The organism is Bradyrhizobium sp. BR2003, from assembly GCF_009720285.1.
GTDB lineage: Bacteria > Pseudomonadota > Alphaproteobacteria > Rhizobiales > Xanthobacteraceae > Bradyrhizobium > Bradyrhizobium elkanii.
The window spans coordinates 199023-221081 of sequence record NZ_SMYJ01000011.1; the positions used below are offsets into that span (position 1 = coordinate 199023).

Consider the following 22059-nt stretch of genomic DNA (forward strand, 5'->3'; position numbering starts at 1 on the left):
TCATGCTGGTCGACAGTCACTGCCATCTGGATTTTCCCGACTTTGCCGACGATCTCGACGGGATCGTCGGCCGCGCCGAAGCGGCCGGCATCGGCCGCATGGTCACGATCTCGACCCGGGTGAGGCGGCTCGGCGGGCTGCTTGCGATCACCGAGCGCTTCCCCGACGTCTACTGCTCGGTCGGCACCCATCCGCATCATGCCGATGAAGAGGATGGCATCCCGGCCAGCGAACTGATCGAGCTGACCAGGCATCCGAAGGTCGTGGCGCTCGGCGAGGCGGGGCTCGACTATTTCTACGAGCATGGGTCGCGCGAGGCGCAGGAGCGCGGCTTTCGCGCGCACATCGCGGCGGCCCGCGAAACCGGCCTGCCGCTCGTCATCCATACCAGGGAGGCCGACGAGGATTGCGGTCGCATCCTGGAGGACGAGGTCGCGAAGGGCTCGTTCAAGGCCGTCCTGCACTGCTACACCGGCGGCCGCGAGCTCGCGATGCAGGCGATCGCGCTTGGGCTGTCGATCTCGTTCACGGGCATTCTGACCTTCAAGAAGTCGGACGCGCTGCGTGCGCTGGCAGCCGAGCTGCCGGCCGACCGCATCATGGTCGAGACCGACGCGCCGTATCTTGCGCCCGGCAAATTCCGCGGCAAGCGCAACGAGCCGTCCTATGTCGTCGAGGTCGCCAAAGTGCTCGCGGAAACCCGCGGCGTCTCCCTGGAGGAGATCTCGCGGCAGACCACCGAAAACTTCTTCCGGCTGTTCTCCAAGGTGCCGGCGCCGAAGGTTGCTGCATGACGCTGACACTGACCATTCTGGGCTGCGGCTCGTCCGCCGGCGTGCCGCGCCCGGCACTCGGCTGGGGCGCCTGCGATCCCGGCAATCCCAAGAACCGCCGCCGCCGCTGCTCGATCATGGCCGAGCGCACCATGGAGCACGGCACCACGCGGGTCGTGATCGACACCTCGCCCGATCTGCGTGAGCAGCTGATCGACAGCAATGTCGAGCACATCGACGCGGTATTCCTGACGCATGAGCATGCCGACCAGACCCACGGCATCGACGATTTGCGCTCGGTCGTGCTCCATCAGCGCCGCCGCATCCCGGTCTACTTCAACCAGTCGACCGCCAAGGACATGATGGCGCGGTTCTCCTATTGCTTCATCGCGCCGGAAGGCAGCGACTATCCGCCGATCCTGACCCGGCATTCGATCGAGGCCGGCGAGAGCCATACGGTCCAGGGGAAGGGCGGCCCACTGAAGCTCGAGGCCTTCCTGGTGCAGCATGGCAAAATCCCGGCGCTCGGCTACCGCATTGGCGGCGCCGCCTACACGCCCGATCTGCACGACATCCCCCAGGAGAGCTGGCCGGCGCTCGAAGGTCTCGATCTCTGGATCGTCGACGGCTTGCGCTACGCGCAGCATCCCAGCCATTTCAGCGTTGCGGACGCGCTGTCATGGATCGAGCGCTTCAAGCCGAAGCGCGCGGTCATCACCAACATGCATTCCGACCTCGACTACGAGGTGCTGCGGCAGAGCCTGCCGGCCGGCGTCATCCCGGCCCATGACGGCATGCGGCTGACGCTCGACCGGGCAGGCTGACCACTCAGGCCGAGATCGCCTTGGCCGATCCGACCTCGTTACGCAGCAGGAATTTCTGGATCTTGCCGGTCGAGGTCTTCGGGATCACCCCGAACACCACGGATTTCGGCGTCTTGAACCCCGACATGTGCTCGCGGCAATAGGCGATGATCTCGGCCTCGGTCGCCTTGGCGCCGTCCTTCAGCTCGATGAAGGCGCAGGGCACTTCGCCCCATTTCGGGTCGGGCTTTGCCACGACGGCCGCGAACAGCACCGCCGGGTGCTTGTAGAGGATGTCCTCGACCTCGACGGAGGAGACGTTCTCGCCGCCGGAGATGATGATGTCCTTGGAGCGGTCCTTGATGATGACGTAACCGTGCTCGTCGAGCACGCCGAGATCGCCGGTGTGAAACCAGCCGCCGGCGAAGGCTTCCTGCGTCGCCTTCTCGTTCTTCAGATAGCCCTTCATCACGATGTTGCCGCGGAACATGACCTCGCCGATGGTCTCGCCGTCGCGCGGCACCTCGCGCATGGTCTCGGGATCGAGCACCGTGACGCCTTCCTGCAGCGGATAGGAGACGCCCTGACGCCGCTTCAGCTGCGCGCGCGCATCGGCCGACAGTTCGTCCCAGCCCGGCTGCTCGGCGCAGACCGAGGCGGGACCGTAGACCTCGGTCAGCCCATAGACATGGGTCAGCTTGATGCCGATGCGCTCGCCACCCTCGAGCACCGCAACCGGCGGCGCCGCGCCCGCGATCAGGCCGACGACGGGCTTTGCCTGGCCGCCCTTTGGCGCATCGGGCGCGTTGATCAGCGTGTTGTAGACGATCGGCGCACCGCACATGTGAGTGACGCCGTGCCGGGGGATCAGTTCGAAGATCTTGGCCGGGTCGACCTTGCGCAGGCAGACATTGACGCCGGCGGTCGCCGCGATGGTCCAGGGGAAGCACCAGCCGTTGCAATGAAACATCGGCAGCGTCCAGAGATAGACCGGATGCTGGCCGAGATTGCCGGCGAGGATGTTGCTGACCGCGTTGAGATAGGCGCCGCGGTGATGGGTCACGACGCCCTTGGGATTGCCCGTCGTGCCCGACGTGTAGCTCAGCGCGATCGCATCCCATTCGTCGGCCGGCGGCCGCTCCACAAAGCCGGGATCGCCGGCCGCGACCGCCGCCTCATACTCGATCTCGCCGATCCGCTTGCCGCCGCCGAAGGCGTCGTCATCGACGTCGATCACGAACGGCTTTGCGCCTTTCATCAGGGTCAAGGCTTCCGCGATCACGCCGGAGAATTCGGGATCGACCAGAATGATCCTGGCGCCGCCATGCTCGAGCTGGAACGCGATCGACGCCGCGTCGAGGCGGATGTTGAGCGCGTTGAGCACCGCGCCGGTCATCGGCACCGCGAAGTGCAATTCGTTCATCGCCGGGATGTTCGGCAGCATCGCCGCGACTGTGTCGCCATGGCCGATGCCATGGCCCGCGAGATAGGACGCAAAGCGCCTGCAGCGTTCGTAGGTCTCTTTCCAGGTGAAGCTGCGGCCCTCATAGACCGCGCTGATATGGTCCGGATAGACGGCGGCCGAGCGCGCCAGGAAGCTCAGCGGCGAGAGCGGCACGTAGTTGGCCGGCGTCTTGTCCAACCCGATCGAGTACTGGTTTTGAGCTGCACTCATGGCTCTATCCCATCCGCAAGGTGCTTTACAGGAAACCGATCGATATCCAGGGGAAGATGGCGACGATGATCAGGCCGATCAACAGCGCCAGCATGTACCCCCAGATCGGCCGGATACCCTCGGCCGGATCGACGCGCCCGATGGCGCAGGCGGCATAATAGCCGACCCCGAACGGCGGCGCGAACAGCCCGATGCCCATCGCCAGGATGATAATCATGGCGTAGTGCACCTCGTGGACGCCGACCTGGTGCGCGATCGGAAACAGCAGCGGCCCGAACAGCACGATCGCCGGGATGCCCTCGAGCACGCTGCCGAGGATCACGAAGGCCAGGATCGAGACCGCGATGAAGGTCGCCGACCCGCCGGGCAGCCCGGTCATCGCCGCCGCCAGCGCCCGCGAGAAGCCGGACTGGGTCAGACCCCAGGCCATGCCGGTCGCGGTGCCGATGATGAACAGGATCGCCCCCGACAGGCACGCCGTATCGATCAGCATCGGCAACAGCCGCCGCCAGTTGAACTTGCGGTAGATCAACAGGCCGATGACGAAGGCGTAGACGATGCCGATGGTCGAGACTTCGGTTGCGGTGGCGATACCTTCGACCACGGCGTAGCGGATCACGAAGGGCAGGGCCAATGCGGGCAGGGCGAAAACGAACGCCTTGCCGATCTCGCTGCCGGTGGCGCGCTGGACGTGGCTGCGGTCTTCGCCGCGGTAGCGCCACCACACCAACCCCGACAGCGTGATCGCCAGCACCACGCCCGGCAGCAGGCCGCCGGTGAACAGCGCCGAGATCGAGACGCCGGTCACCGAGCCGATCGTGATCAGCACGAGGCTCGGCGGAATGGTCTCGGTCTGCGCGCCGGTGGCGGCGAGCAGGGCAACCAGATCGCCCGGCTTGGCGCCGCGCTGCTTCATTTCCGGGAACAGCACGGGCGCGACCGCGGCCATGTCTGCGGCCTTCGATCCGGAGATGCCGGAAACCAGATACATGGCGCCGACCAGCACGTAATGCAGGCCGCCGCGGACATGGCCGAGCAGGCTCGCCAGGAACGCGACCATGGCCCGCGCCATGCCGGTCATCTCGATCAGGAGGCCGAGGAAGACGAACAGCGGCACCGACAGCAGGATCAGATGGCTCATGCCCTCGTCCATCCGGCCGACCAGCACCATCAGCGGAGTTCGGGTCGTCAGCGCCAGGTAGCCGAAGATCGCCATGCCGAAGGCAAAGCCGATCGGCACGCCGGCGAACACGCAGAAGCCGACCACGCCGACGAAGAAGATGATCAGGTTGAGGTTGCCGAGCGGCCGCAGCATCGGCTGCGCCAGCCAGAACAGCCCGATCAAGGCGGCCACGGTGAGCGCGGCCAGCAGGAAGGTCTTGAAATCGCCGACGCGAGCCAGCCGCAGCAGTGCGAACAGCGCCATCAGGCAGGCGCCGACCGGCAGCGCCGCCGCACGCCAGGTGTTGGAGATCTGCAGCGCCGGCGTCGTGATGAAGCTTTCCTCATAGGCGTATTCATAGGCCGGGTGCAGGATCAGGATCAGGAACGCCAGCGCGGCACAGGTCGCGACGACGTCGAGATAGGCCCAGAGCCGCGGTCCGGCGCTTGCGACCAGCGCCGTCATCCGCATGTGCTCGCCGCGGCGGAATGCAACCGCCGAGCCCAGCATCGCGAGCCAGAGGAACAGGATCGACGCCAGTTCGTCGGACCAGATCAGCGGCGCGTGGAGCACGTAGCGCGACACCACGCCGGCGAACAGGATCACGACCTCGGCGACGACAAGGATCGCCGCCGGGATTTCCACCAGCATCCCGAGCGCCGCCTCGACGGGACCGAGAACGGAGCGGCGGCGAGGGGGCTGCGACGCCGCCTCGCCGGCCACGGCCGGCGTCATCTCGACATGAGCCATGGCGAGCCTCCCGCTTGATCGATCAGGACAGTTTGCCGACGGACTTCTCGAGCAGCTCCCAGGCCTTGTCGCCGTATTTGCCCTTCCACTCGGCGTAGAAGCCGGCAGCGCGCAGCTTGTCGCGGAACGGCCCGACCTCGGGCTGGTTGAACACGAGGCCCTTGCCCGTGAGCTCCTGCTTCACGGTGGCATTCAGCTTCTCGGTGTCCTCGCGCTCCTTGACCGCCGCCGCGTTGACGTTCTTGGCGACGATGGTCTTGATATCATCCGGCAGCGCCGCCCAGGCTCTGCGGTTCATCAGGAACCAGAAGCCGTCCCACATGTGGTTGGTCAGCGAGCAGTACTTCTGCACCTCGTAGAGCTTCGCGGTCGAGATCAGCGCCAGCGGGTTCTCCTGGCCTTCGACGATCTTGGTCTGCAGCGCAGAATAGACCTCGCTGAAATTGATCGAGGCGGGCGAGGCGTCGAACGCCTTGAACATTGAGGTCCACAGCGGCGACACCGGCACGCGGATCTTGAAGCCCTTGAGATCGTCCGGACCTGTGATCGGCTTGGTCGACGATGTGGTCTGGCGGAACCCGTTGTCCCAGATGTTGTCCATCACCTCGAGACCGGCCTTCTTGATCTCGCCGCGGACATAGCCGCCGAGCTCGCCGTCCATGGCCTTCCAGACCGTGGGATAGTCCGGGAATGCGAAGCCGATGCCGTTGATCGAGGCCGCCGGCACCAGGGTCGCCAGGATCAGGCCGGACAGCGTGAAGAACTCGACGCCGCCGGAGCGCACCTGGCTCAGCACGTCGGTATCGGAACCAAGCTGGTTGTTCGGGAACACCTGCAGGTCGAACCGGCCGTTGGTCTCGGTCCTGATCGCCGCGGACATCTCCCGGGCGCGCGCCACCAATGGATGCGACTCCGGCAGGTTGTTGGCGAACTTGTAGGAGAATTCGGCCGACTGGGCGCGCGCGACGTACGGCGCGCCAATTCCGCCCAGGACGGCGGAAGCGGCGGAGACCTTCAGCAGCGTGCGTCGTGAAAAGCTCATTGGTGTTGCTCCCTCGAGAGGCTTGTTGTTGTTCTGAGATGCCATCCTATACGGACCTGATGCCGCGGGGTCACCAGCGATCTCTGCACAGCTGGGGCTTATTGCAGCGTCCGTACGCGGCGGCAATATCGGCTTTCAGACGAGATGCGCGCGCGTGGATCGCTGCGGCATCGGCACCGGCTGGATGACCGGCTTGGGCACATCAGCACACACGCCAACTTGCGGACCGGCGCGAAGATTTCCCACTAAATATCTGATCTAATTGTAGATATAAATATTCCATAATATACCTTATGCGAATTACGGATATGGGCGTGGCCACGGTCGCTGGCAGCTATCCCATGGCTCCGCTCACCTTCGCCGCAAGGCCGAGACTCAACCTTGGCACCGTCTCGCACATTGACGGCCGAGTCCGACCTTCCAGCGGTCGAGCAATGAGCCGTATCAGCCAGGCACGCTCCGGGCTCGCAAGATTGGCTCGCGCACTTGGCCTGCTCGGCGTCATCAGGATTGCGTCGGCCGCCCACCGCGGCATCAGCCGGACCAAGCCGCCATCATGTCGCGTCCAGGCTCAAATGCCGACCGCGGTGCCCCTGACGGAGACCGCGACGAGACCGCCATTGAAGACCTGCCTCGGCGAAGACCTGCCTCGGCGGGTCCCGACGGTCCGACGCTGGCGATGCATTGCCACCCCTGCTCCGACCGCCCTGATACCAGGACGCCTCGTCTGGGATGGTGCCCGATCAGATCACGATGTCCTGCATGGCGTGGGACTGGCATGCAGCCGCATCGGCGCGTTATCGCTTCAGTCGTCGAGAGCCCACACCCGGAGGATATCGGCCGTGGATGCCACCTCGATCTGGATGCTGAAGCGTTCGGCATATAGCCGCAGCAGCGCATCATGGCTTTGATCGGATGAACTGCACAGCGCATCCTCGGCCACGATCACCCGATAGCCGATATCGATCGCGGCCAGCACAGTGGCGAGCACGCAGACGTCGGTCTCGCCGCCCGACACGATGACCGTGTCGATCCCATGCGCGTCCAGATGAGATTGCAGCCGCCCATTGCCGAACGCGTTGTAGATCGGCCGGTCGACGATGGCGGCCGGCGGCACACAGGCGGCGAGCGCCGGCACGAGCTCGACCAACTCCGGATCGAGCCGCTCACGGGTCACGCATTCCCATTTCTCGTAATAAGCCCGCCAAATCCCTCGCGCGTCGTGCTTCGAGCGCGGCGGAATAAAGCGGGTGAACACGGTACGTTCAGGCGCATGCTGCGCCAGCTCGACGATGCATGGCAGCACGCGGTCCATCCAGGGCGTCGCCCAGGGTGCCCCCGGCTCGAACAGTCGCTGCATGTCGATGCAAAGGTGCACCGCACGCGAACCCGGCGGGCTGAGAAGCTGTCCCATCGCTCACTCCTGCGCGCGCCGAAAGGCCCCGCCGAAGCGGGGCCCCTGACGTGGCCCGGTTCACCATTTCTGGCGGCCGTACCAGTCGTTCACTTCCTTGGCGGCTTGATCCTTGGCATAGCCGTAGCGCTGCTGCAGACGGCCCTCGAGCTGGTCCTGCTTGCCGTCGATCACATCGAGATCGTCATCGGTGAGCTTGCCCCACTGCTCCTTGACCTTACCCTTGACCTGCTTCCAGTTGCCTTCGACACGATTCCAATCCATTGCGTTTCTCCCTTGGACGATGAGACCGACCAACGGGCCGGCCGAGGCTTCGTTCCGTAGCCGCGTTGCGGCAAGACTTCGCAATAAGGACTTCGCAATCCGACCAACGTGCATCGTAGCGCGCTTGAATGCGCGACAGCCGAAGAGGCGCTTTGCCGCGCATCGATCAAGGATAGGAACTTACTTTTCGCGCTCGTGTTGGCACTCCGGACTATTCACCCCAAGACACGGAGCGACCAATGCCGGACAAGGATCTCAGCGCCCTCTTCCTCGATACCCTCAAGGACATTTACTACGCGGAAAAGCAGATCCTGAAGGCGTTGCCGCGGATGGCGAAGGCCGCCGAGTCCGAGGACCTGCGCGCGGCCTTCGAGAAGCATCATGATGAGACCGAGGGGCAGATCGAGCGGCTCGAGCAGATCTTCGAGCTGATGGGCAAGCCGGCGCGCGGCAAGAAGTGCGACGCCATCGAGGGGATCATCGACGAGGGCAAGGAGATCATGGAGGAGTATGCCGACACGCCGGCACTCGACGCGGGCCTACTCTCGGCGGCCCAGGCGGTCGAACATTACGAGATCGCCCGCTACGGCACCTTGAAGGCTTGGGCCAACCGGCTCAGCATGAAGGATGCCGTCAAGCTCATCGACCAGACCCTGGCCGAGGAAAAGAAGACGGATGAAGCGCTCACCAAGCTCGCCGTCAGCGGCATCAACGCCGAAGCTGCCTAGCCTTCCCGCCGCCGGCGACCTGAAATGCCCGCTTTGTACACACCCTCGCCTTTGCTGGTAGATTGGACGCCGATTCAGCATCTGGGAGCCCGATGGCCCGACGCACCGGCAGTGCCGATCTTCCGCTCCATGGCGGCCGCGTGCCGCCATGGCTGGCGACGCGCATGGCGACGCTGGGCGGCATCATCACCCAGGCCATCGTCCATCATTACGGCCGCGATGCCTTTTTGCAGCGACTTTCGCATCCATTCTGGTTCCAGTCGTTCGGCGCCGTGATGGGCATGGACTGGCACTCGTCCGGCATCACCACCAGCGTCATCGGCGCGCTGAAACGAGGTCTGGCGCCGCTGCAAGGTGAGCTCGGAATCCACGTCTGCGGCGGCCGCGGCAAGCATTCGCGCCGCACGCCCGATGAATTGTCGGCCCTCGGCGATCGCGTCGGATTCGACGGTGCCGCCCTGACCCGCGCGAGCCGGCTGGTGGCCAAGGTCGATAGCGCCGCGGTGCAGGACGGATTCGAACTTTACCTGCATGGCTTCTTCGTCACCGACGACGGCAAATGGACCGTCGTCCAGCAAGGCATGAACGGCGACAAGCGGCAGGCCCGCCGCTATCACTGGCATTCCGAGGGCCTGCGCAGCTTCGTCGACGAGCCACACAGCGCGATCGACGGACCGACGCAGGGCGAGATCGTCAATCTCACGAATCACCGCGCCGAAAGCTCACGCCAGGCGCAGCTTGATCTGCTCGCTGCGCTGGGGCCGGACGGCATCACGCGCGAATATGCCGAGCTGACGCAGAGTGCGACCGCGCAGCCGGATCTCCTGCACCTGATCATGCCCGCGCATCACGATGTGCGCTCGAGTGACGTGTTCGTGCGCCGCCTGCATGGCACCTTGGCCGCGGCTGCCGATCGCGGGCCGCTGGATTTTCCCGGACTGCTGCTGACGCCCGGCGTCGGCGCCCGCACGGTGCAATCGCTCGCGATGGTCGCCGAGGTCGTTCATGGAGCGCCCTACCGCTTTCGCGACCCGGCGCGCTTCTCGCTCGCCCATGGCGGCAAGGACCGTCATCCCTTCCCGGTGCCGATCAAGGTCTATGACGAAACCATCCGCGTGCTGAAGTCGGCCGTGCAGCAGGCAAAGCTCGGCCGCGACGAGGAGATGCAGGCCTTGAAGCGGCTCGACGATCAGGCCCGCAGGCTGGAACGAACCGCCACCGGCCCCTCCTTCGAGGCGTTTGTCGCGAACGAGCGGGCCCGTTCTCCTGCGCTCGACGGCCGCTCGGTGTTCGGTTGGGAAGCCGACCTTGCCCAGCGCAACGGGACCACCAAGCCTTAGGGCGAGGACTTTCCCCAACGCTTGAGCCAACGTTTGGACCATCGCATGGCGCGCGTATTGATAGGCACCTCCGGCTGGCACTATCAGTCCTGGCGCGGTCCGTTCTTTCCCAGAGGATTGCCGCTCAAGCGGCAACTCGATTACTACGCGACGCAGTTTCCGACCACTGAGCTGAACGGCGTCTTCTACCGCACACCGACCGAACAGGCTGTCACAGGTTGGCGCGATGCGACCGATTCGGATTTCGTCTTCGCCTGGAAGGCGTCGAAATTCATCACGCACTGGAAGCGCCTCTCCGCGAACTCGGTCAACAGCCTCCAATTGCTGGAAGAGCGTCTGTCGTTGCTGCGCAACAAGGCCGGCCCGATCCTGTTTCAGCTGCCGCCGAACTTCACGATCGATGCCGATCGGCTCAGCTCGTTCCTCAAGCTGTTGAAACGGCGACGGCGCTATGCCTTCGAATTCCGCCACCCGAGCTGGTACGCGCCGCAGATCCTGAAATTGCTGGCGGCTCGCAATATCGCACTCTGCATTTCCGATCACCACGACGCGCCGGCGCCGTGGAAGCGGACCGCGGATTTCGTCTACGTCCGCGGCCACGGCCCGGGTGGCCGATATCGCGGGCACTACAAGGCGGGCGAGCTTTCCGATTGGGCGAAACGCATCCGGAGCTGGAAGCGGCAGGGATGCGACATCTATGTCTATTTCGACAACGACCAGAAGAGCGCAGCGCCGGCGGATGCCAAACGGCTTTGCGCGCTGCTTGGCTCCGCTGTTCCGCGGCAGCCTCCGCCATAGGAACGAATAGTTCCAGCCTGCATTGGCCCCCGAAGAAAGGAGCCGATGCGATGCCGTCCGATACGCTGAAAGCCACCATGCTTGCGGTCAACGCGGTATACCTTGCCTGCTGAGGTCGGCGACCTATCCTTCATCCGACCTGGACCGACATCGCCATCCGCCTCGCCTTGACCATTCTCGCCGGTGCCATCATCGGCTTTGACCGCGGTGCTCGCGGCCATGCCGCCGGGTTGCGGACGACGATCCTGGTTGGCCTCGCCGCCTCGCTCTCGATGATCCAAGCCGATCTCGTCGTCAGATCCTTCGAGCTGACCACCGAGAGCGGCAAGTAGCACCCCGGCCAGCGCCGGCGCTTCGTTCCCGTTGGTCGCCTCGTGCTGGCCGCGGCGACAAAGTTAGGAACGCCGTTCCGGGCCGCATCGTTAGGCCGTTGACGCAACCAGCCACATGGAGAGGCTAGCATGAAGGTTTGCGACGCGATGACACCTGACGTCCAACTGTGTACCCCCGACGATACGCTCCGCGATGCCGCAGAAGCGATGGCCGCGCTCGGTGTCGGCCTGCTGCCGGTTGCCGATGGCGAGCGCCTCGTCGGTATGATCACGGACCGCGACATCGCGCTTCGCGGCATCGGAATGGGTCGCGGCCCCGGCTCGCGGGTCGGCGACGTCATGACGGCCGAGGTGAAGTATTGTTTCGAGGATCAGGAGCTCGAGGACATCGCGCAGAACATGGGCGCCATCCAGGTTCGGCGCCTGCCCGTGCTGAGCCGGGACAAGCGCCTGGTCGGAATCATCGCGCTAGGGGATATCGCCCTGATCCAGGCCAGCGATGGCACCGGCATGGCGCTCAGCCGGATCTCGCGCCCGACAACCCAGCACGCGCAACTCTAGACTTACACGGCTCCGCTTCGCGGCTCTGGCTCGCAAAGGCCTCGCTCGTGAAGCGGAGCGTCAGGTGCGCCAATGGCCGACTACGTAGCCTGGATCGTGATTGCCGCCGGGATCATCGCCCTGATCGTCACGGCGCTGCTCTGGCGTGCCCACTACGTCAGCTCCGATTGACCGAGAGCCCGCGCCGTCAGGCCGCCATCTTGCGGCAGGATTCCGCGCACGCACGGCACATCGCCACGCATTCGTCCATGCCGCCGATGCGCTCGCAATCCTCGGCGCATTCACCGCAGATCTCGGCGCATTCCCGGCAGGTCTGCTTGTGATGCGGAGTGTTGATCAGCATGAAATGGGCCGCCGTCCGGCACATCTCCGCACAGGCCATCATCAATCGGAAATGCGCCGGCTCGACATGCTTGCCGCCGGTGACGAGACAATGGTTCATGGCCGCGGCGAGACACGTCTTGTAGCAGGACAGACAGGTCTCAATGCATCGGTTCATTTCCTCCGAGAATGCCATGTCGATTCCTCACGCCTGCGCCAGCAGTTGGCGCAGGTAGCAGAGCCCGTCAAAGGTCAGCTTCGACTCGCGGACCTCGCCCTGTGCGATCTCGGCTTCGAGGAAGGTCTCGAGCTCGGGAAGCGCGCGGTCGAACCTGTCCGCGATGCCCATCAGCTCGCAGGTCTCCTTGATCCGCTCGATCGGTTTTTCCAGCACGTCGATCTGAACCATTTTGGCATAAGCCCGGGTCATGCCATTGGTTCCTATGCTCGTTGCTGGATGCGGGGTCTGCTGCGGCTACGACGCCTTGCCCACCGTGTCGGCCATGGTTGCGCCACGCGCGCCGAGCGGCTTGCCGCGGCCCTCGGTCGAATCGAGCATCGTCTGATGCTCGATCTCCGAATTCAGCTCTGCCCCGCACAGCACGATGATGGCCGACATCCACATCCACGTCATCAGGCCAATGGCCGCCCCCAGCGAGCCGTAGGTCGCGTTGTAATCGCCGACGTTCGCCAGATACCAGGAGAGCAGCACCGAACCGGCCAGCCACAGCACGGCTGCCGCAACGGCGCCGACGCTGAGCCACTGCCAGCGCGGCCTGGTTCGGCTCGGGCCATAGCGGTAAAGCACCGCAAGCGCGGTGAGGAGCAGGAGCACCAGGATCGGCCACCGTCCGAACCGGATCACGAGCTCGGCCGTCGTGCCCAGTCCAACCTGCTGCAGCAGAAGCGGGACGACGACCACCGCTCCGACCATCAGCATGATGGAAATCAGCCCGGCGATCGTGAACGAGAGAGACATCAGATTGAGTTTGACGAAGCCGCGCTTTTCCTTCTCGTCATAGACAACGTTGAGCGCATCGAAGATCGCCTTCATGCCGGCATTGGCGCTCCAGATCGCGATCAGCAGGCCGGCGGCAAAGGTCAGGCCGAGCGTCGAGGTCCCCTTCGCGAGCACGCGGGCGATCTGGTCCTGGACGATGGCAAACGAGCCTTCCGGCAGCATCAGCGCGAGGCTCTGCAGGTTCGATGAGATCGTGGACGGATCGGCGAACAGGCCGTAGCTCGAGACCAGCGCGGTGATCGCCGGGAAGATCGCCAGCAAGCCGTAGAACACGACGCCGGCCGCGGTGGCCAGCAGACGGTCCTCGTCGATCTGCTGATAGGTGCGCAGTAGAATGTCCTTCCAGCCGGCAGCCGGAATCTCAAGCGGCGTGTCGGCAAGCCTTCCACGATCCTGGGTTTCCGCCAGCGCGGGTTCGACGCCCTGCTCCCGATCGGACGACCGCTCCGATCGGGACAGCTGGCGAGAGATCGCCAAGGTCGCCAGAGCCGCTGCACCGGCGAGCATCAGGTCGTTCGTCCAATTGCGCGGCGCCATTGCTAGTCCTGGATCGCGTCGCGCTGACGCGCGGTGCGCGATGCGGCAAACCAGCCGACAAGCATGATTGCAGCCCCGGCGGCCAGTGCCCGGGTGGTGGGATCGACGCTCCCCCCTGCTCCCGTCCGGGTGGTGGCGATCAGCCGCGCCGCGACGGGCACTGCGATCGCGCGCTTGAGCATGTCGGCCTGTCGGCCCGGGCGCGGCACCGCCGGCGCAGGACGCGCGAGCAGGACGCGGCCCGCGACCAACCCCAGGATCCCGAGGAGGAGAAAGACGCCCCCGATCGCGGCATATGCGATCCAGATGCCGTAGTGCACTTCAATGGCGTGGAAAGCCGCGGCGACCCCGATCCCGATCGCAACCAGCAGCGAGACCGCGCCGACCAGCATGAAGGTGCATGCCAGCGCGTAGCCGGTCACGAGGCGCCCCAGCCATTGCCGCAAGTCCGCAACGTAGGAGCGGAAGATCAGGCTCAGCGACGACGGCCGGGTGTTGACGCGCATGTCGAGGTCCGTAGCAAGTTGGCACCCGACAACCCGGCAGGAAGATCGACGTTCCTCCCCGGCAACGCGAGACAGCTTGCGCCTCGCGGGGCAGCGCGGACCCAACGCTAACTGACCGGAGGGAGATTTGCGCGGGGTGGCATGGAGCTCGGGAATGGCTTGGCGACCATGAGCGCCCCGCGTTCGTCGGTTTCGAGCGCAATTTTCTGGGCAAGCATGACGTCGCCCGCCACCAGCGAGCCGACGGGCCGGAAGCACCAGCCCAGCACAATGCGATCGCCGCCGTCCATCTCGTAGACGTTGGTCGAGGTGCCGTAGCAAATCCGGTATCGCTTGCCGGACTCCGAGCCGATGACGTCGAAGCGATTATACTTTTCGAATTGCGCCCGCTGCTCGGGTGAAAGCCACGCGGACAGCAGCGCAAGTCCGCGCGCCTCAATTCGCTCATACGCCTTCCAGCGATCCCAGATCGCGGCCAGCGTCGCACGCAGCGTGCTGGCGGCGCGCCGGAGCGCGGAGCGCAGGGGCATCTCGCGCAGACGGGCGAGCATGGCGTCAGCCGCCGACCAGCCTCGGATAGAACAGGGTTTCCTCGGCGGTCGGATCAAGCGCGCGGACCAACCTCGCCTCTCCGGTCGCCTGCCGAATTGCGGCGGTGTAGCCGTCCGATGTGAGCTGGGCGAAGCGGGCATTTGCCCAGGCCAGCTGCTCGCTGTTGTCGGGATCGAATTGCTGCCTCGTGTCGCCGGAGTGATCCATCACCAAGATCGTTGCCATCATCGTCTCCTTTGAAGGACATTCACAACTGCATCAGACAATCGGCACGGCCGTCGTCGGCCTGCCGCCCATCCACTCCGGCAGCGCGGCACCGTCGCGATGACGGCCGCCCGCGCCGGCCGCGGCCCACGCGGCGACCGCACCGAACAGCAGCGCCGCCGCAACCGAGAACGCCAGAATCACCGCGCTGCGCCGCGATCGCTGGATAGCGGTCCTGGCATCGCCGAGCACGCTGTCGACGCGCTTCTCCGCCTCCGCCGCGGCCAGACCGGTCGCGGCCGCGACCTGCTGGATCAGATAGCTGCGATCGTCGGCGCTGACGCCGCTGCGGCCGGAGCTCGTCAGCAGGATACGGCCCGCCTCCGCCCGCTCATAGCCGATATCGATATTGGCCGGACGCCGCAGCGACCGGTACAGGCGATCGAGCTCGGCGCTCAGCAACGGCTCCGCGGCCGTCGCAGATGGCCGGTTCTGGACCACCGGGCGCGCGGTCGACAGCCCAACCAGCGCGACGATTGTCGCACCGAGGATGACGGCAAGCGCCCAGGCGGTCAGCCCGTGAAGCCCGTCGCGGCTGTCGATCTCGTCGGACGGCGTCACGCCAATCACGCGCTGCGCCCGGCCGGCGATGTAGCCGCCGACGCCGAAGCTCACCAGCGCCTGCAGGATCAAATACAGCCCCGACAGCAACGCGAGCGCGGCCGATGCGTCGCGCCATGACGGCGAGCTTGAACTCACGCCCAATCCGACCGCCGCGCCGAAGCCGATCAAAATCACCGACAGTGCCGCGGCAGCGAGCGCGCCGGCGATGACCGGGCTCCATTGCAGCCGAAGCCCGGTCCTGTTGGCGGCGGACACGGCAACCCCTCGCTCGTTATCCATGACGTGCCTACCGCAGCCCGAAGAACGACAATATCGCCAAAATGACCACGATCAGTCCGACCAGATAAATCAACTGGTTCATGCAAGCCTCCTCCGTCCCGCCTCGTTCTGACAATCTGGTGGAGCAGCCAAGGTTCCTGCGCATATGAGCCGGCGCGATGCGGCCAATGAAAAGGGCCCCGCCGAAGCGGGGCCCTCTTTGGTTGTCGCGAGCTCGTTATCGCGACCTGCGACCAGCACCGTTAGTCGTCGTCCCAGTCATGACCACGGATCACGAAGCCGCGGTCGCGGTAGTAGTCGCGATGATGGTTGTACCAGCCGTGGTGCCAGCCCCGGTCATGCCGGTAGACGTCGACGCGCGGACCACCATAATATCGATCGCCGTAGTAGCCGTTGTCGCGGCCGACATAGATGCCCACACCCTGCGCGCTCGCAACGGTCGGTGCCGCTATCGAGAGTGCCGCAACTGCGGCAAGAGCATAAGTAAGCTTCGTCATGGCATCCTCCTTTCCAGTACGTCGTGACAACGACCGGCATCCGCGCATGTTGCAGGAACAGGATCGGAACTTTCCTGAACGTTCCTTCACCATCATGGCGGCTGCACGTGACCGGCGGGCGAGATCGAGGAGTCCGCGGCGCGGTCTGCTCAACTGCTGTGGCTCTCCACCTGCTGTTCGACAAAAGTGACCCCAGCTCAGGGGTGGAGAGCTGGGGTTAGCGGGGTTCTCCTGGTTGCGCTGACGGCCGGTCGGCGCGTCAGCTCGCGAGAACATGCGCGTCGCGGTCAGTTCCGGCACTAACGTCTGCAAATGTGCGACGCACAATCGCAGCAAACCCAACGCCCGCTTCAGCCCGACGTCGGAACCTTACCGCGTCTCAGCCGCGCCGCTTGGTGCGCAGATAGTCGGCCGAAAACAGCGCCGTGTCCTTGAGCAGTTTCAGGTCGTTGATCGTCAATATGCGGTCGCGCAGCACGATCAGGCCGGCGCCGCGCAGCTCCTGCAGCGTCCTGTTGACATGGACGACGGACAACCCGGTGGCATCGGCGAGATCCATCTGCGTGATCGGAAACAGGCAGGAATCGCCGTCGATCATTCCGACCGGCAGCAGGCGCTCATAGAGTTCGCACAACAGATGCGCGACCCGCTCCAGCGCCACGCGCCGCCCGATATTGACCGTCCATTCCCGCTGGATCGCGCTGTTCACCATGGTTTCGCACCACAGCGCTTCCTCCAGCGAACGGTCGCTCGTCAGCAGCTGCTCGAATGCCGGACGCTTGATGTCGGCGTAGGTGACCGGAGTCAGAGCGCCGATCGAATGATCCATCACCGAAAGCAGATAAACGCAGGCGTCGCAGCTGTCGCCCGGCAGGACAAAATTGACGATCTGGCGACGACCGTCGGCCAGCGTCTTGTAGCGGCAGAGCCAGCCCGACAGGATGATCCTGACGCTGTCGACCGGATCGCCCTCGGTGGCGAGGTCTTCGCCCGGGCGGGCGCGGTGCAGCCCGTCCTGGATCGCCTGTTGCAGCAACGCGATTCCCCGTTCGGACAACGGCCGCATGGCATTGAGCCGCCGGATCACCGGCAGCGTCAGATTCCCCTCCGGCATCGGGGGATGCATCTAGCTCCCCATGCTCGGCGTATGGATCGCTTGCGGGTTCATCGGTATGGCGATCGTGCAGTGTAGTCCCGACGAATTGAACTCAAGCGTGCTCTTGCCCTTGAACTCGAACGCCAGCGTCCGCTCCAGGAGATCGGATCCGAATCCCCTGCGGCGCGGCGGCGTCACCTTGGGCCCGTTGCGCTCGCGCCAGTCGAACACCAGTTGGCGTGGCTCGGCCGCATCATCGACCCGCCATGAGACGTCGATGCGCCCGGCGCGTTGGCTCAGCGCGCCGTATTTCAAGGCGTTGGTTGCGAGCTCGTGGATCGCCAGCGCGAATGTCTCCGCGGCCTTGGGTTGCAGGCGAATCCCGGGGCCGGACACTCTCAGTTGCTCGCCCTCGCGCGCGTTGTAGGCCAGCAATTCCTCGACCACGAGGTATTCGAGATCGACGCCGCCCTCCGGATCGCGGGTCACCAGCGACTGGGTCCGCGCGAAGGCGTTGAGCCGCCCATCGAGATGCGATGCGTAGTCCTCGACGTTCGCGCTGGTCTCGGCCGAGCGGCGCGCGATCGAGCGGACCACGCCGAGCGTGTTGCGGACGCGATGCTGCAGTTCGGCGAGCAGCAGCCGCTGCCGCTCCTCGGCCCGCGTGATCGCGGTGACGTCGATGAAGGTGATCACGACGCCGGCGATGAAATTGTCGATGCTGCGGTACGGCAGGATGCGCACGATATAGCGCGTGCCGCTGTCGGGCGCGGTCAGCTCGCGCTCGGCGCTGGCCAGCGTCCGCAGCACGCGCCGCACATCATCGTAGAGCTCCTCGATCGGAATCCGCGCCTTGATATGCGCGATCGGGCGGCCGACATCGGTCTCGACCAGATGCAGCAAATGCGTGATCGCCGGCGTGAAGTTCATCACCTTCAGATCGTTGTCCAGGAACACCGTTGCGATCTGGGTGCTCTCGAGGAAATTCTTCAGGTCGCTGGTGGCGCGGGTCAATTCCTGTACGCGGTGCGCCAGCTCGCCATTGACGGTGGTCAGCTCCTCATTGACCGACTGCAATTCCTCCCGCGACGTCTCCAGTTCCTCGTTGGCGGATTGCAGTTCCTCATTGAGCGATTGATATTCCTCGTTGGAGGATTTCAATTCCTCATTGGTGCTTTCGAGCTCCTCGATCGTGGCTTGCAGCCGCTCGCGGGTGGCGCGCAGCTCGCTTTCCAGCCGCTCGACATGCTCGGTCCTGACCAGAATGTTGGGATTGGTCTCGGCGTGCTCCGCCTGCCGGATCGGGCCATCCTTGAACAGGACGACGAAGTTGCGATGGCCGGCAGGGCCGTCCTGGATCGGCTCGACAGTGATGTCGACCAGCACGCGATGCCCATTGACGCCGAGTTGCACCTGCTCGGCATGGGCGGCCTCGTTGATTTCCGCGGCACGGCTGAGCGCAGTGCGCAATTCCAGCCTGAGATCGCGATGCACGAGCTGCAGCAGATCGAGCGTCGCCGTGCCCGCGGTCGGCTCGATATAGCGGCCGGTGCGACCGGAGAAATGCAGGATGTGGAAGTGGTCGTCGGTGATGACATAGGCCGGCGCATAGCGCTCGGCGATGCGCTGGGCGCGGCGCTCGAGGCCGACATCGTGGCCGACGGAGCGCACCGGCGGGATGTCGACGGAGGCCCGCCCCGGGGCCGTCGAGATCGGGAATTCCGGCGGCAGCCGCGTTCCGGTCTCGAGCTTCCTGAAGATGCGCGCGCGGCGGTCGACCGGTGCAAACAGCTTGGGATGCCGGGTGACGTTCTCTGAATTGCCGAGAAACAGGAAGCGATCGGGCAGCAGCGCAAAGTGGAATAGCGGGATGACGCGGTTCTGCAGCTCGCCGTTGAGGTAGATCAGCAGGTTGCGGCACGAGACCAGATCGAGCTTGGAGAACGGTGCGTCCTTGATGACATTGTGCTGCGAGAAGATGCACATCTCGCGCAATTCCTTGACCACGCAATAGGTGTCGCCTTCGCGGACGAACCAGCGCGCCAGCCGCTCCGGCGTCATATCGTTCTCGATGCTGGTCCGATAGCGCCCGACGCGCGCGGCAGCGAGCGCGCGGCCGTCGATGTCGGTCGCGAAGATCTGCACCTGGGGCACCGAGTCCAGTCCGGACATGTACTCCCGCAGCAGGATGCCGATCGAATAGGCCTCCTCTCCAGTGGCGCAACCGAGCACCCAGACACGCACCTGCTGGCCGGCGCCCTTCCCTTCGAATATCTTCGGGATGATCTGGGTGTCCAGGACTTCGAACTCCTTCTTGTCGCGGAAGAATTCCGTGACGCCGATCAGGAGGTCGTTGAACAGATGCTGCGCCTCGTCCTTGTCGTTTCTCAGGAAATCGACATAGGCGGTGATATCGTCGATCTGCACCACCTGCATGCGGCGATGGACGCGGCGCAGGAAGGTGTTCTGCTTGTAGCCGTGGAAGTCGTTGCCGGTCTTGTTGCGAAGAATATCCGCGATGCGCGCGAGCGAGCTCGCCGCCGCCGCCAGCACTTCGTCGAAGCCCTGCTTCTCCTCGAGCCGGCGCAAATGGCGGGAATAGACGTCGATATGCTCCGGAAGGTCCTCCGGCGGCAGCACAAAATCGGCGATCGCCGCGGCCGAACTGCCTTCGTCGTGGGGGTTGGACTGGCCGTCGCCAATGCGTTCGGCGATCGCCAGGCCGCCATGATCCTTCAAGGTCCCGACCCCGAGCGTGCCGTCGCCACCAGTGCCGGCCAGCACCACGCCGATCGATTCCTCGGCGCGCTCCTCCGCCAGCGACACCAGGAAGCTGTCGATGGTGGCCCGCTCGGCGCGCGCCTGCTCGGCGCGCCGGACGGCGAAATGGTCGCCATGAATGGTAGTGATCATATCGGACGGACACAGATGGATCACGCCGCCCTCGACGCGCTGTCCGTCGCTGATCTCGGACAGGCGGACGCCTTCCGATCGCTGCAACGCTTGGTGCAACCGGGTGTCCTCGATGGCATCCCGGTACTGCAACACGAGCACGACGGCCTGGTCCGGATTGAGCCTCAGTTTCGAGAAAAACCGCTCGATGCTATCGAGGGCTCCGGCGGACGCGCCAACACCGATGATCAACGGCGCCTTGGACTGGCGCTCTCCGTCTCCGCTCTGGGGTTGGCCAACGTCATCCATGATTGCAGCGGCTCTCACTTTCCTGCGGGCGCCTCGCCTGCACCTGCTGATAGCAGAGTTTAATCCTATCCCAATGGGATAAGTAGGAAATCTCCACCGTCCTGGGAACCTCGATGCGGCACCGTTGGCCTCTGCGGCGGGAACGCTCGCAGTGGCCGCCGACGGCTCGGTGAAAATGACCTCCGGCGTCAGCGGCTTCCGCGGCGGGCAGCCACATGCTCGAACGCGAGGCCGTGCTTTCCTTTAGCGCTAATGGGATGCGGCCTGCTCCTCCAGGTATGCAACCCGCTGCACAATCAGGGTCCGGTGTCGTTCCCACTCGATCAAGGTCCGCTTGAGCAGACTGACGAGACGTTCGGCCTGCTCGGTATCGTGACCGGCCCGCTGGAGCCAATCCAGCAAATCCTGCTGGTCGCGGACACGCCGCCAGCCCTCCTCGATGTCGAGGTCGGCCTTGACCAGCAGCGCGCGCTCGGACCGCAACTGTTCGGCCCAGTTCGCATGCTCAGCGCTGGCCATCACGGTTCCTTCCGCGCCGGTCGCTTCGGATCGAGCGATTGTAGCACGGCACGCCGGATCATATCGGCATATTCGCGGTATTCAGCGGCGCGCGCGTCATACATTTGTGCGATCGCCGGCCGCCCGCTCTGGCGGCCGTCCTCGGCCATCCGATGCACCAGTTCGGCGCGCTCCTCGATGATGCGCAGCGCGACCCGAAGCGCCTCGTCGACCCGGCCTTCCTGCTCCTTGGCGAGGGCATCGGCGGTATAGGCATGGCCGACCTGACAGCGAAATCGCAGCGGACGCCCGACCTTGAGCTCGGAAAGCACGCCGCCGCACCCCGGACAGGTCAGCGGCGCGGGATCGGCAATATCGACCAGCGTATCGCTGCCGACGCGCTCGCCTGCCGCGATCTTCACCTCCAGCACGATCTCAGGCGGGATCGGCAGCACCGCGCCGGCCCCTTGCCGGGCTAGATCGGACAGCACATCGCCAAGCTGTGCGCCCGAGATACAGAGATCGACCGTGGTCGCTTCCAATGCCCGGAGCGGCATTTCGTCGGACATCGCATCCTGCGGGTCCTGGACCAGCGCAACCCCACCGCAGCGCTTGATCGCGTTCAGGCCTGCCGCGCCGTCGGACAGCAGGCCGCTGAGCACGACGCCGATCACCCGCGGTCCATAGTGCAATGCGGCCGAGCGAAACAGCGCGTCGATCGCCGGCCGCACCAGATTTTCGCGTGGCCCGCGGCCGAGCATCAGGTGGCCGTGCTCGATCAGGAGATGGCGGTCCGGTGCCGCCAGATAGACGTGACCGTTTTCGATGACCATGCCGCTTTCCGCCTGCCGGACCGGCAGCTTGCCGGCCGCGCTCGCGACGGTGGAGAGAATGCCGATGCCGTGAGACGGTATGTGCAACACGATGAAGACCGCGGCCGGCAGATCCACCGGCAGCCGGCCCAGAATCTCCTTGAGCGGTGCAGTCGCCCCAGCCGAACCGCCGATGACGATGATGTCCCGGTTGGACATGGAACCTGCCTTTTCCACCATTGTTTGCAACAAGGCGAGCATTCGTCCTA

The 22059-nt window shown here is 65.0% G+C and carries 24 protein-coding genes; 7 read left to right on the forward strand and 17 right to left on the reverse strand.

All coding sequences use genetic code 11. The features are described 5' to 3' along the window. Positions 1–2 precede the first annotated feature (2 nt). Positions 3–794 (forward strand): TatD family hydrolase, encoded by a 792-nt coding sequence (locus E2I15_RS07230; RefSeq protein WP_137482069.1) that lies wholly within the window; start codon positions 3–5, stop codon positions 792–794. After that, entirely contained in the window at positions 791–1597 is an 807-nt protein-coding gene (locus E2I15_RS07235; RefSeq protein ID WP_137481848.1) for an MBL fold metallo-hydrolase, read from the forward strand. Before E2I15_RS07230 ends, E2I15_RS07235 begins: the two co-directional genes overlap by 4 nt. A 4-nt stretch (positions 1598–1601) precedes the next feature. Here the strand turns inward: E2I15_RS07235 and E2I15_RS07240 are convergent, their stop codons facing one another. The 5 genes from E2I15_RS07240 to E2I15_RS07260 all read right to left on the reverse strand — a co-directional run bounded on the left by E2I15_RS07240 (position 1602) and on the right by E2I15_RS07260 (position 7883). Beyond that, on the reverse strand, positions 1602–3251 hold the full coding sequence (locus E2I15_RS07240; RefSeq protein WP_137481850.1) for an acyl-CoA synthetase: 1650 nt from the start codon (positions 3249–3251) through the stop codon (positions 1602–1604). A 25-nt stretch (positions 3252–3276) separates the two neighbouring features. Then, positions 3277–5163 (reverse strand): TRAP transporter large permease, encoded by a 1887-nt coding sequence (locus tag E2I15_RS07245; RefSeq protein WP_137481852.1) that lies wholly within the window; start codon positions 5161–5163, stop codon positions 3277–3279. A gap of 22 nt (positions 5164–5185) precedes the next feature. Continuing rightward, positions 5186–6205, reverse strand: a complete 1020-nt coding sequence (locus E2I15_RS07250; RefSeq protein WP_137481854.1) for a TRAP transporter substrate-binding protein — start codon at positions 6203–6205, stop codon at positions 5186–5188. An 805-nt stretch (positions 6206–7010) separates the two neighbouring features. Continuing rightward, positions 7011–7619, reverse strand: a complete 609-nt coding sequence (locus tag E2I15_RS07255; protein ID WP_137481858.1) for a cysteine hydrolase family protein — start codon at positions 7617–7619, stop codon at positions 7011–7013. 60 nt (positions 7620–7679) lie between these two features. Further along, positions 7680–7883 (reverse strand): CsbD family protein, encoded by a 204-nt coding sequence (locus E2I15_RS07260; protein ID WP_028331989.1) that lies wholly within the window; start codon positions 7881–7883, stop codon positions 7680–7682. Between the two features lie 239 nt (positions 7884–8122). On the opposite strand from E2I15_RS07260, the gene E2I15_RS07265 reads away from it, so the two are divergent. From E2I15_RS07265 to E2I15_RS07285, 5 genes are all read left to right on the forward strand, one after another. Next, on the forward strand, positions 8123–8611 hold the full coding sequence (locus E2I15_RS07265) for a YciE/YciF ferroxidase family protein (RefSeq protein ID WP_137481860.1): 489 nt from the start codon (positions 8123–8125) through the stop codon (positions 8609–8611). 92 nt (positions 8612–8703) lie between these two features. Then, positions 8704–9951 (forward strand): DUF763 domain-containing protein, encoded by a 1248-nt coding sequence (locus E2I15_RS07270; protein WP_137481862.1) that lies wholly within the window; start codon positions 8704–8706, stop codon positions 9949–9951. 45 nt (positions 9952–9996) lie between these two features. Continuing rightward, positions 9997–10749, forward strand: a complete 753-nt coding sequence (locus E2I15_RS07275) for a DUF72 domain-containing protein (RefSeq protein ID WP_137481864.1) — start codon at positions 9997–9999, stop codon at positions 10747–10749. 167 nt (positions 10750–10916) lie between these two features. Next, positions 10917–11081, forward strand: coding sequence for an MgtC/SapB family protein (locus E2I15_RS07280; RefSeq protein ID WP_155262252.1), 165 nt, complete (start codon positions 10917–10919; stop codon positions 11079–11081). Between the two features lie 129 nt (positions 11082–11210). Then, entirely contained in the window at positions 11211–11642 is a 432-nt protein-coding gene (locus E2I15_RS07285) for a CBS domain-containing protein (RefSeq protein ID WP_137481868.1), read from the forward strand. 187 nt (positions 11643–11829) lie between these two features. On the opposite strand, the gene E2I15_RS07290 is transcribed toward E2I15_RS07285, so the two are convergent. The 12 genes from E2I15_RS07290 to E2I15_RS07350 all read right to left on the reverse strand — a co-directional run bounded on the left by E2I15_RS07290 (position 11830) and on the right by E2I15_RS07350 (position 22009). Further along, positions 11830–12159 (reverse strand): four-helix bundle copper-binding protein, encoded by a 330-nt coding sequence (locus E2I15_RS07290; RefSeq protein ID WP_137481870.1) that lies wholly within the window; start codon positions 12157–12159, stop codon positions 11830–11832. 9 nt (positions 12160–12168) lie between these two features. Then, positions 12169–12393 carry a hypothetical protein gene (locus E2I15_RS07295; protein WP_137481872.1) on the reverse strand — a complete coding sequence of 75 codons (225 nt, stop codon included), beginning with the start codon at positions 12391–12393 and terminating at the stop codon, positions 12169–12171. A 45-nt stretch (positions 12394–12438) separates the two neighbouring features. Then, entirely contained in the window at positions 12439–13521 is a 1083-nt protein-coding gene (locus E2I15_RS07300; RefSeq protein WP_137481874.1) for a YihY/virulence factor BrkB family protein, read from the reverse strand. A 2-nt stretch (positions 13522–13523) separates the two neighbouring features. Next, positions 13524–14027: a hypothetical protein gene (locus tag E2I15_RS07305; RefSeq protein ID WP_137481876.1), complete on the reverse strand. Its 504-nt coding sequence runs from the start codon at positions 14025–14027 to the stop codon at positions 13524–13526. Positions 14028–14134: 107 nt separating this feature from the next. After that, positions 14135–14578: a hypothetical protein gene (locus E2I15_RS07310; RefSeq protein ID WP_246668259.1), complete on the reverse strand. Its 444-nt coding sequence runs from the start codon at positions 14576–14578 to the stop codon at positions 14135–14137. Between the two features lie 4 nt (positions 14579–14582). Beyond that, the gene (locus E2I15_RS07315; RefSeq protein ID WP_038386759.1) at positions 14583–14804 is read right to left on the reverse strand and encodes a hypothetical protein; all 222 of its coding nucleotides are present in this window, start codon (positions 14802–14804) and stop codon (positions 14583–14585) included. 33 nt (positions 14805–14837) lie between these two features. Next, complete coding sequence (locus E2I15_RS07320) at positions 14838–15686, reverse strand: hypothetical protein (RefSeq protein WP_137481878.1); 849 nt, start codon at positions 15684–15686, stop codon at positions 14838–14840. 242 nt (positions 15687–15928) lie between these two features. Next, complete coding sequence (locus E2I15_RS07330; RefSeq protein WP_137481880.1) at positions 15929–16183, reverse strand: hypothetical protein; 255 nt, start codon at positions 16181–16183, stop codon at positions 15929–15931. A gap of 379 nt (positions 16184–16562) precedes the next feature. After that, a complete protein-coding gene (locus tag E2I15_RS07335) occupies positions 16563–17309 on the reverse strand; it encodes a Crp/Fnr family transcriptional regulator (RefSeq protein ID WP_137481882.1) in 747 nt (248 codons plus the stop codon). Further along, entirely contained in the window at positions 17310–20480 is a 3171-nt protein-coding gene (locus tag E2I15_RS07340; protein ID WP_137481884.1) for a CheR family methyltransferase, read from the reverse strand. It lies immediately after the preceding gene. 249 nt (positions 20481–20729) lie between these two features. Beyond that, positions 20730–20999: a hypothetical protein gene (locus tag E2I15_RS07345; RefSeq protein WP_137481886.1), complete on the reverse strand. Its 270-nt coding sequence runs from the start codon at positions 20997–20999 to the stop codon at positions 20730–20732. Next, positions 20999–22009, reverse strand: a complete 1011-nt coding sequence (locus E2I15_RS07350) for a chemotaxis protein CheB (protein WP_137481888.1) — start codon at positions 22007–22009, stop codon at positions 20999–21001. Before E2I15_RS07350 ends, E2I15_RS07345 begins: the two co-directional genes overlap by 1 nt. Positions 22010–22059 lie beyond the last annotated feature (50 nt).

What these genes read in the sequence shown, in the direction of transcription:
- E2I15_RS07230 (WP_137482069.1), top strand. Translation starts at nt 3, where the DNA reads ATGCTGGTCGACAGTCACTGCCATCTGGATTTTCCCGACTTTGCCGAC.
- E2I15_RS07235 (WP_137481848.1), top strand. Translation starts at nt 791, where the DNA reads ATGACGCTGACACTGACCATTCTGGGCTGCGGCTCGTCCGCCGGCGTG.
- E2I15_RS07240 (WP_137481850.1), bottom strand. Translation starts at nt 3,251, where the DNA reads ATGAGTGCAGCTCAAAACCAGTACTCGATCGGGTTGGACAAGACGCCG.
- E2I15_RS07245 (WP_137481852.1), bottom strand. Translation starts at nt 5,163, where the DNA reads ATGGCTCATGTCGAGATGACGCCGGCCGTGGCCGGCGAGGCGGCGTCG.
- E2I15_RS07250 (WP_137481854.1), bottom strand. Translation starts at nt 6,205, where the DNA reads ATGAGCTTTTCACGACGCACGCTGCTGAAGGTCTCCGCCGCTTCCGCC.
- E2I15_RS07255 (WP_137481858.1), bottom strand. Translation starts at nt 7,619, where the DNA reads ATGGGACAGCTTCTCAGCCCGCCGGGTTCGCGTGCGGTGCACCTTTGC.
- E2I15_RS07260 (WP_028331989.1), bottom strand. Translation starts at nt 7,883, where the DNA reads ATGGATTGGAATCGTGTCGAAGGCAACTGGAAGCAGGTCAAGGGTAAG.
- E2I15_RS07265 (WP_137481860.1), top strand. Translation starts at nt 8,123, where the DNA reads ATGCCGGACAAGGATCTCAGCGCCCTCTTCCTCGATACCCTCAAGGAC.
- E2I15_RS07270 (WP_137481862.1), top strand. Translation starts at nt 8,704, where the DNA reads ATGGCCCGACGCACCGGCAGTGCCGATCTTCCGCTCCATGGCGGCCGC.
- E2I15_RS07275 (WP_137481864.1), top strand. Translation starts at nt 9,997, where the DNA reads ATGGCGCGCGTATTGATAGGCACCTCCGGCTGGCACTATCAGTCCTGG.
- E2I15_RS07285 (WP_137481868.1), top strand. Translation starts at nt 11,211, where the DNA reads ATGAAGGTTTGCGACGCGATGACACCTGACGTCCAACTGTGTACCCCC.
- E2I15_RS07290 (WP_137481870.1), bottom strand. Translation starts at nt 12,159, where the DNA reads ATGGCATTCTCGGAGGAAATGAACCGATGCATTGAGACCTGTCTGTCC.
- E2I15_RS07295 (WP_137481872.1), bottom strand. Translation starts at nt 12,393, where the DNA reads ATGACCCGGGCTTATGCCAAAATGGTTCAGATCGACGTGCTGGAAAAA.
- E2I15_RS07300 (WP_137481874.1), bottom strand. Translation starts at nt 13,521, where the DNA reads ATGGCGCCGCGCAATTGGACGAACGACCTGATGCTCGCCGGTGCAGCG.
- E2I15_RS07305 (WP_137481876.1), bottom strand. Translation starts at nt 14,027, where the DNA reads ATGCGCGTCAACACCCGGCCGTCGTCGCTGAGCCTGATCTTCCGCTCC.
- E2I15_RS07310 (WP_246668259.1), bottom strand. Translation starts at nt 14,578, where the DNA reads ATGCTCGCCCGTCTGCGCGAGATGCCCCTGCGCTCCGCGCTCCGGCGC.
- E2I15_RS07315 (WP_038386759.1), bottom strand. Translation starts at nt 14,804, where the DNA reads ATGGCAACGATCTTGGTGATGGATCACTCCGGCGACACGAGGCAGCAA.
- E2I15_RS07320 (WP_137481878.1), bottom strand. Translation starts at nt 15,686, where the DNA reads ATGGATAACGAGCGAGGGGTTGCCGTGTCCGCCGCCAACAGGACCGGG.
- E2I15_RS07330 (WP_137481880.1), bottom strand. Translation starts at nt 16,183, where the DNA reads ATGACGAAGCTTACTTATGCTCTTGCCGCAGTTGCGGCACTCTCGATA.
- E2I15_RS07335 (WP_137481882.1), bottom strand. Translation starts at nt 17,309, where the DNA reads ATGCATCCCCCGATGCCGGAGGGGAATCTGACGCTGCCGGTGATCCGG.
- E2I15_RS07340 (WP_137481884.1), bottom strand. Translation starts at nt 20,480, where the DNA reads ATGGATGACGTTGGCCAACCCCAGAGCGGAGACGGAGAGCGCCAGTCC.
- E2I15_RS07345 (WP_137481886.1), bottom strand. Translation starts at nt 20,999, where the DNA reads ATGGCCAGCGCTGAGCATGCGAACTGGGCCGAACAGTTGCGGTCCGAG.
- E2I15_RS07350 (WP_137481888.1), bottom strand. Translation starts at nt 22,009, where the DNA reads ATGTCCAACCGGGACATCATCGTCATCGGCGGTTCGGCTGGGGCGACT.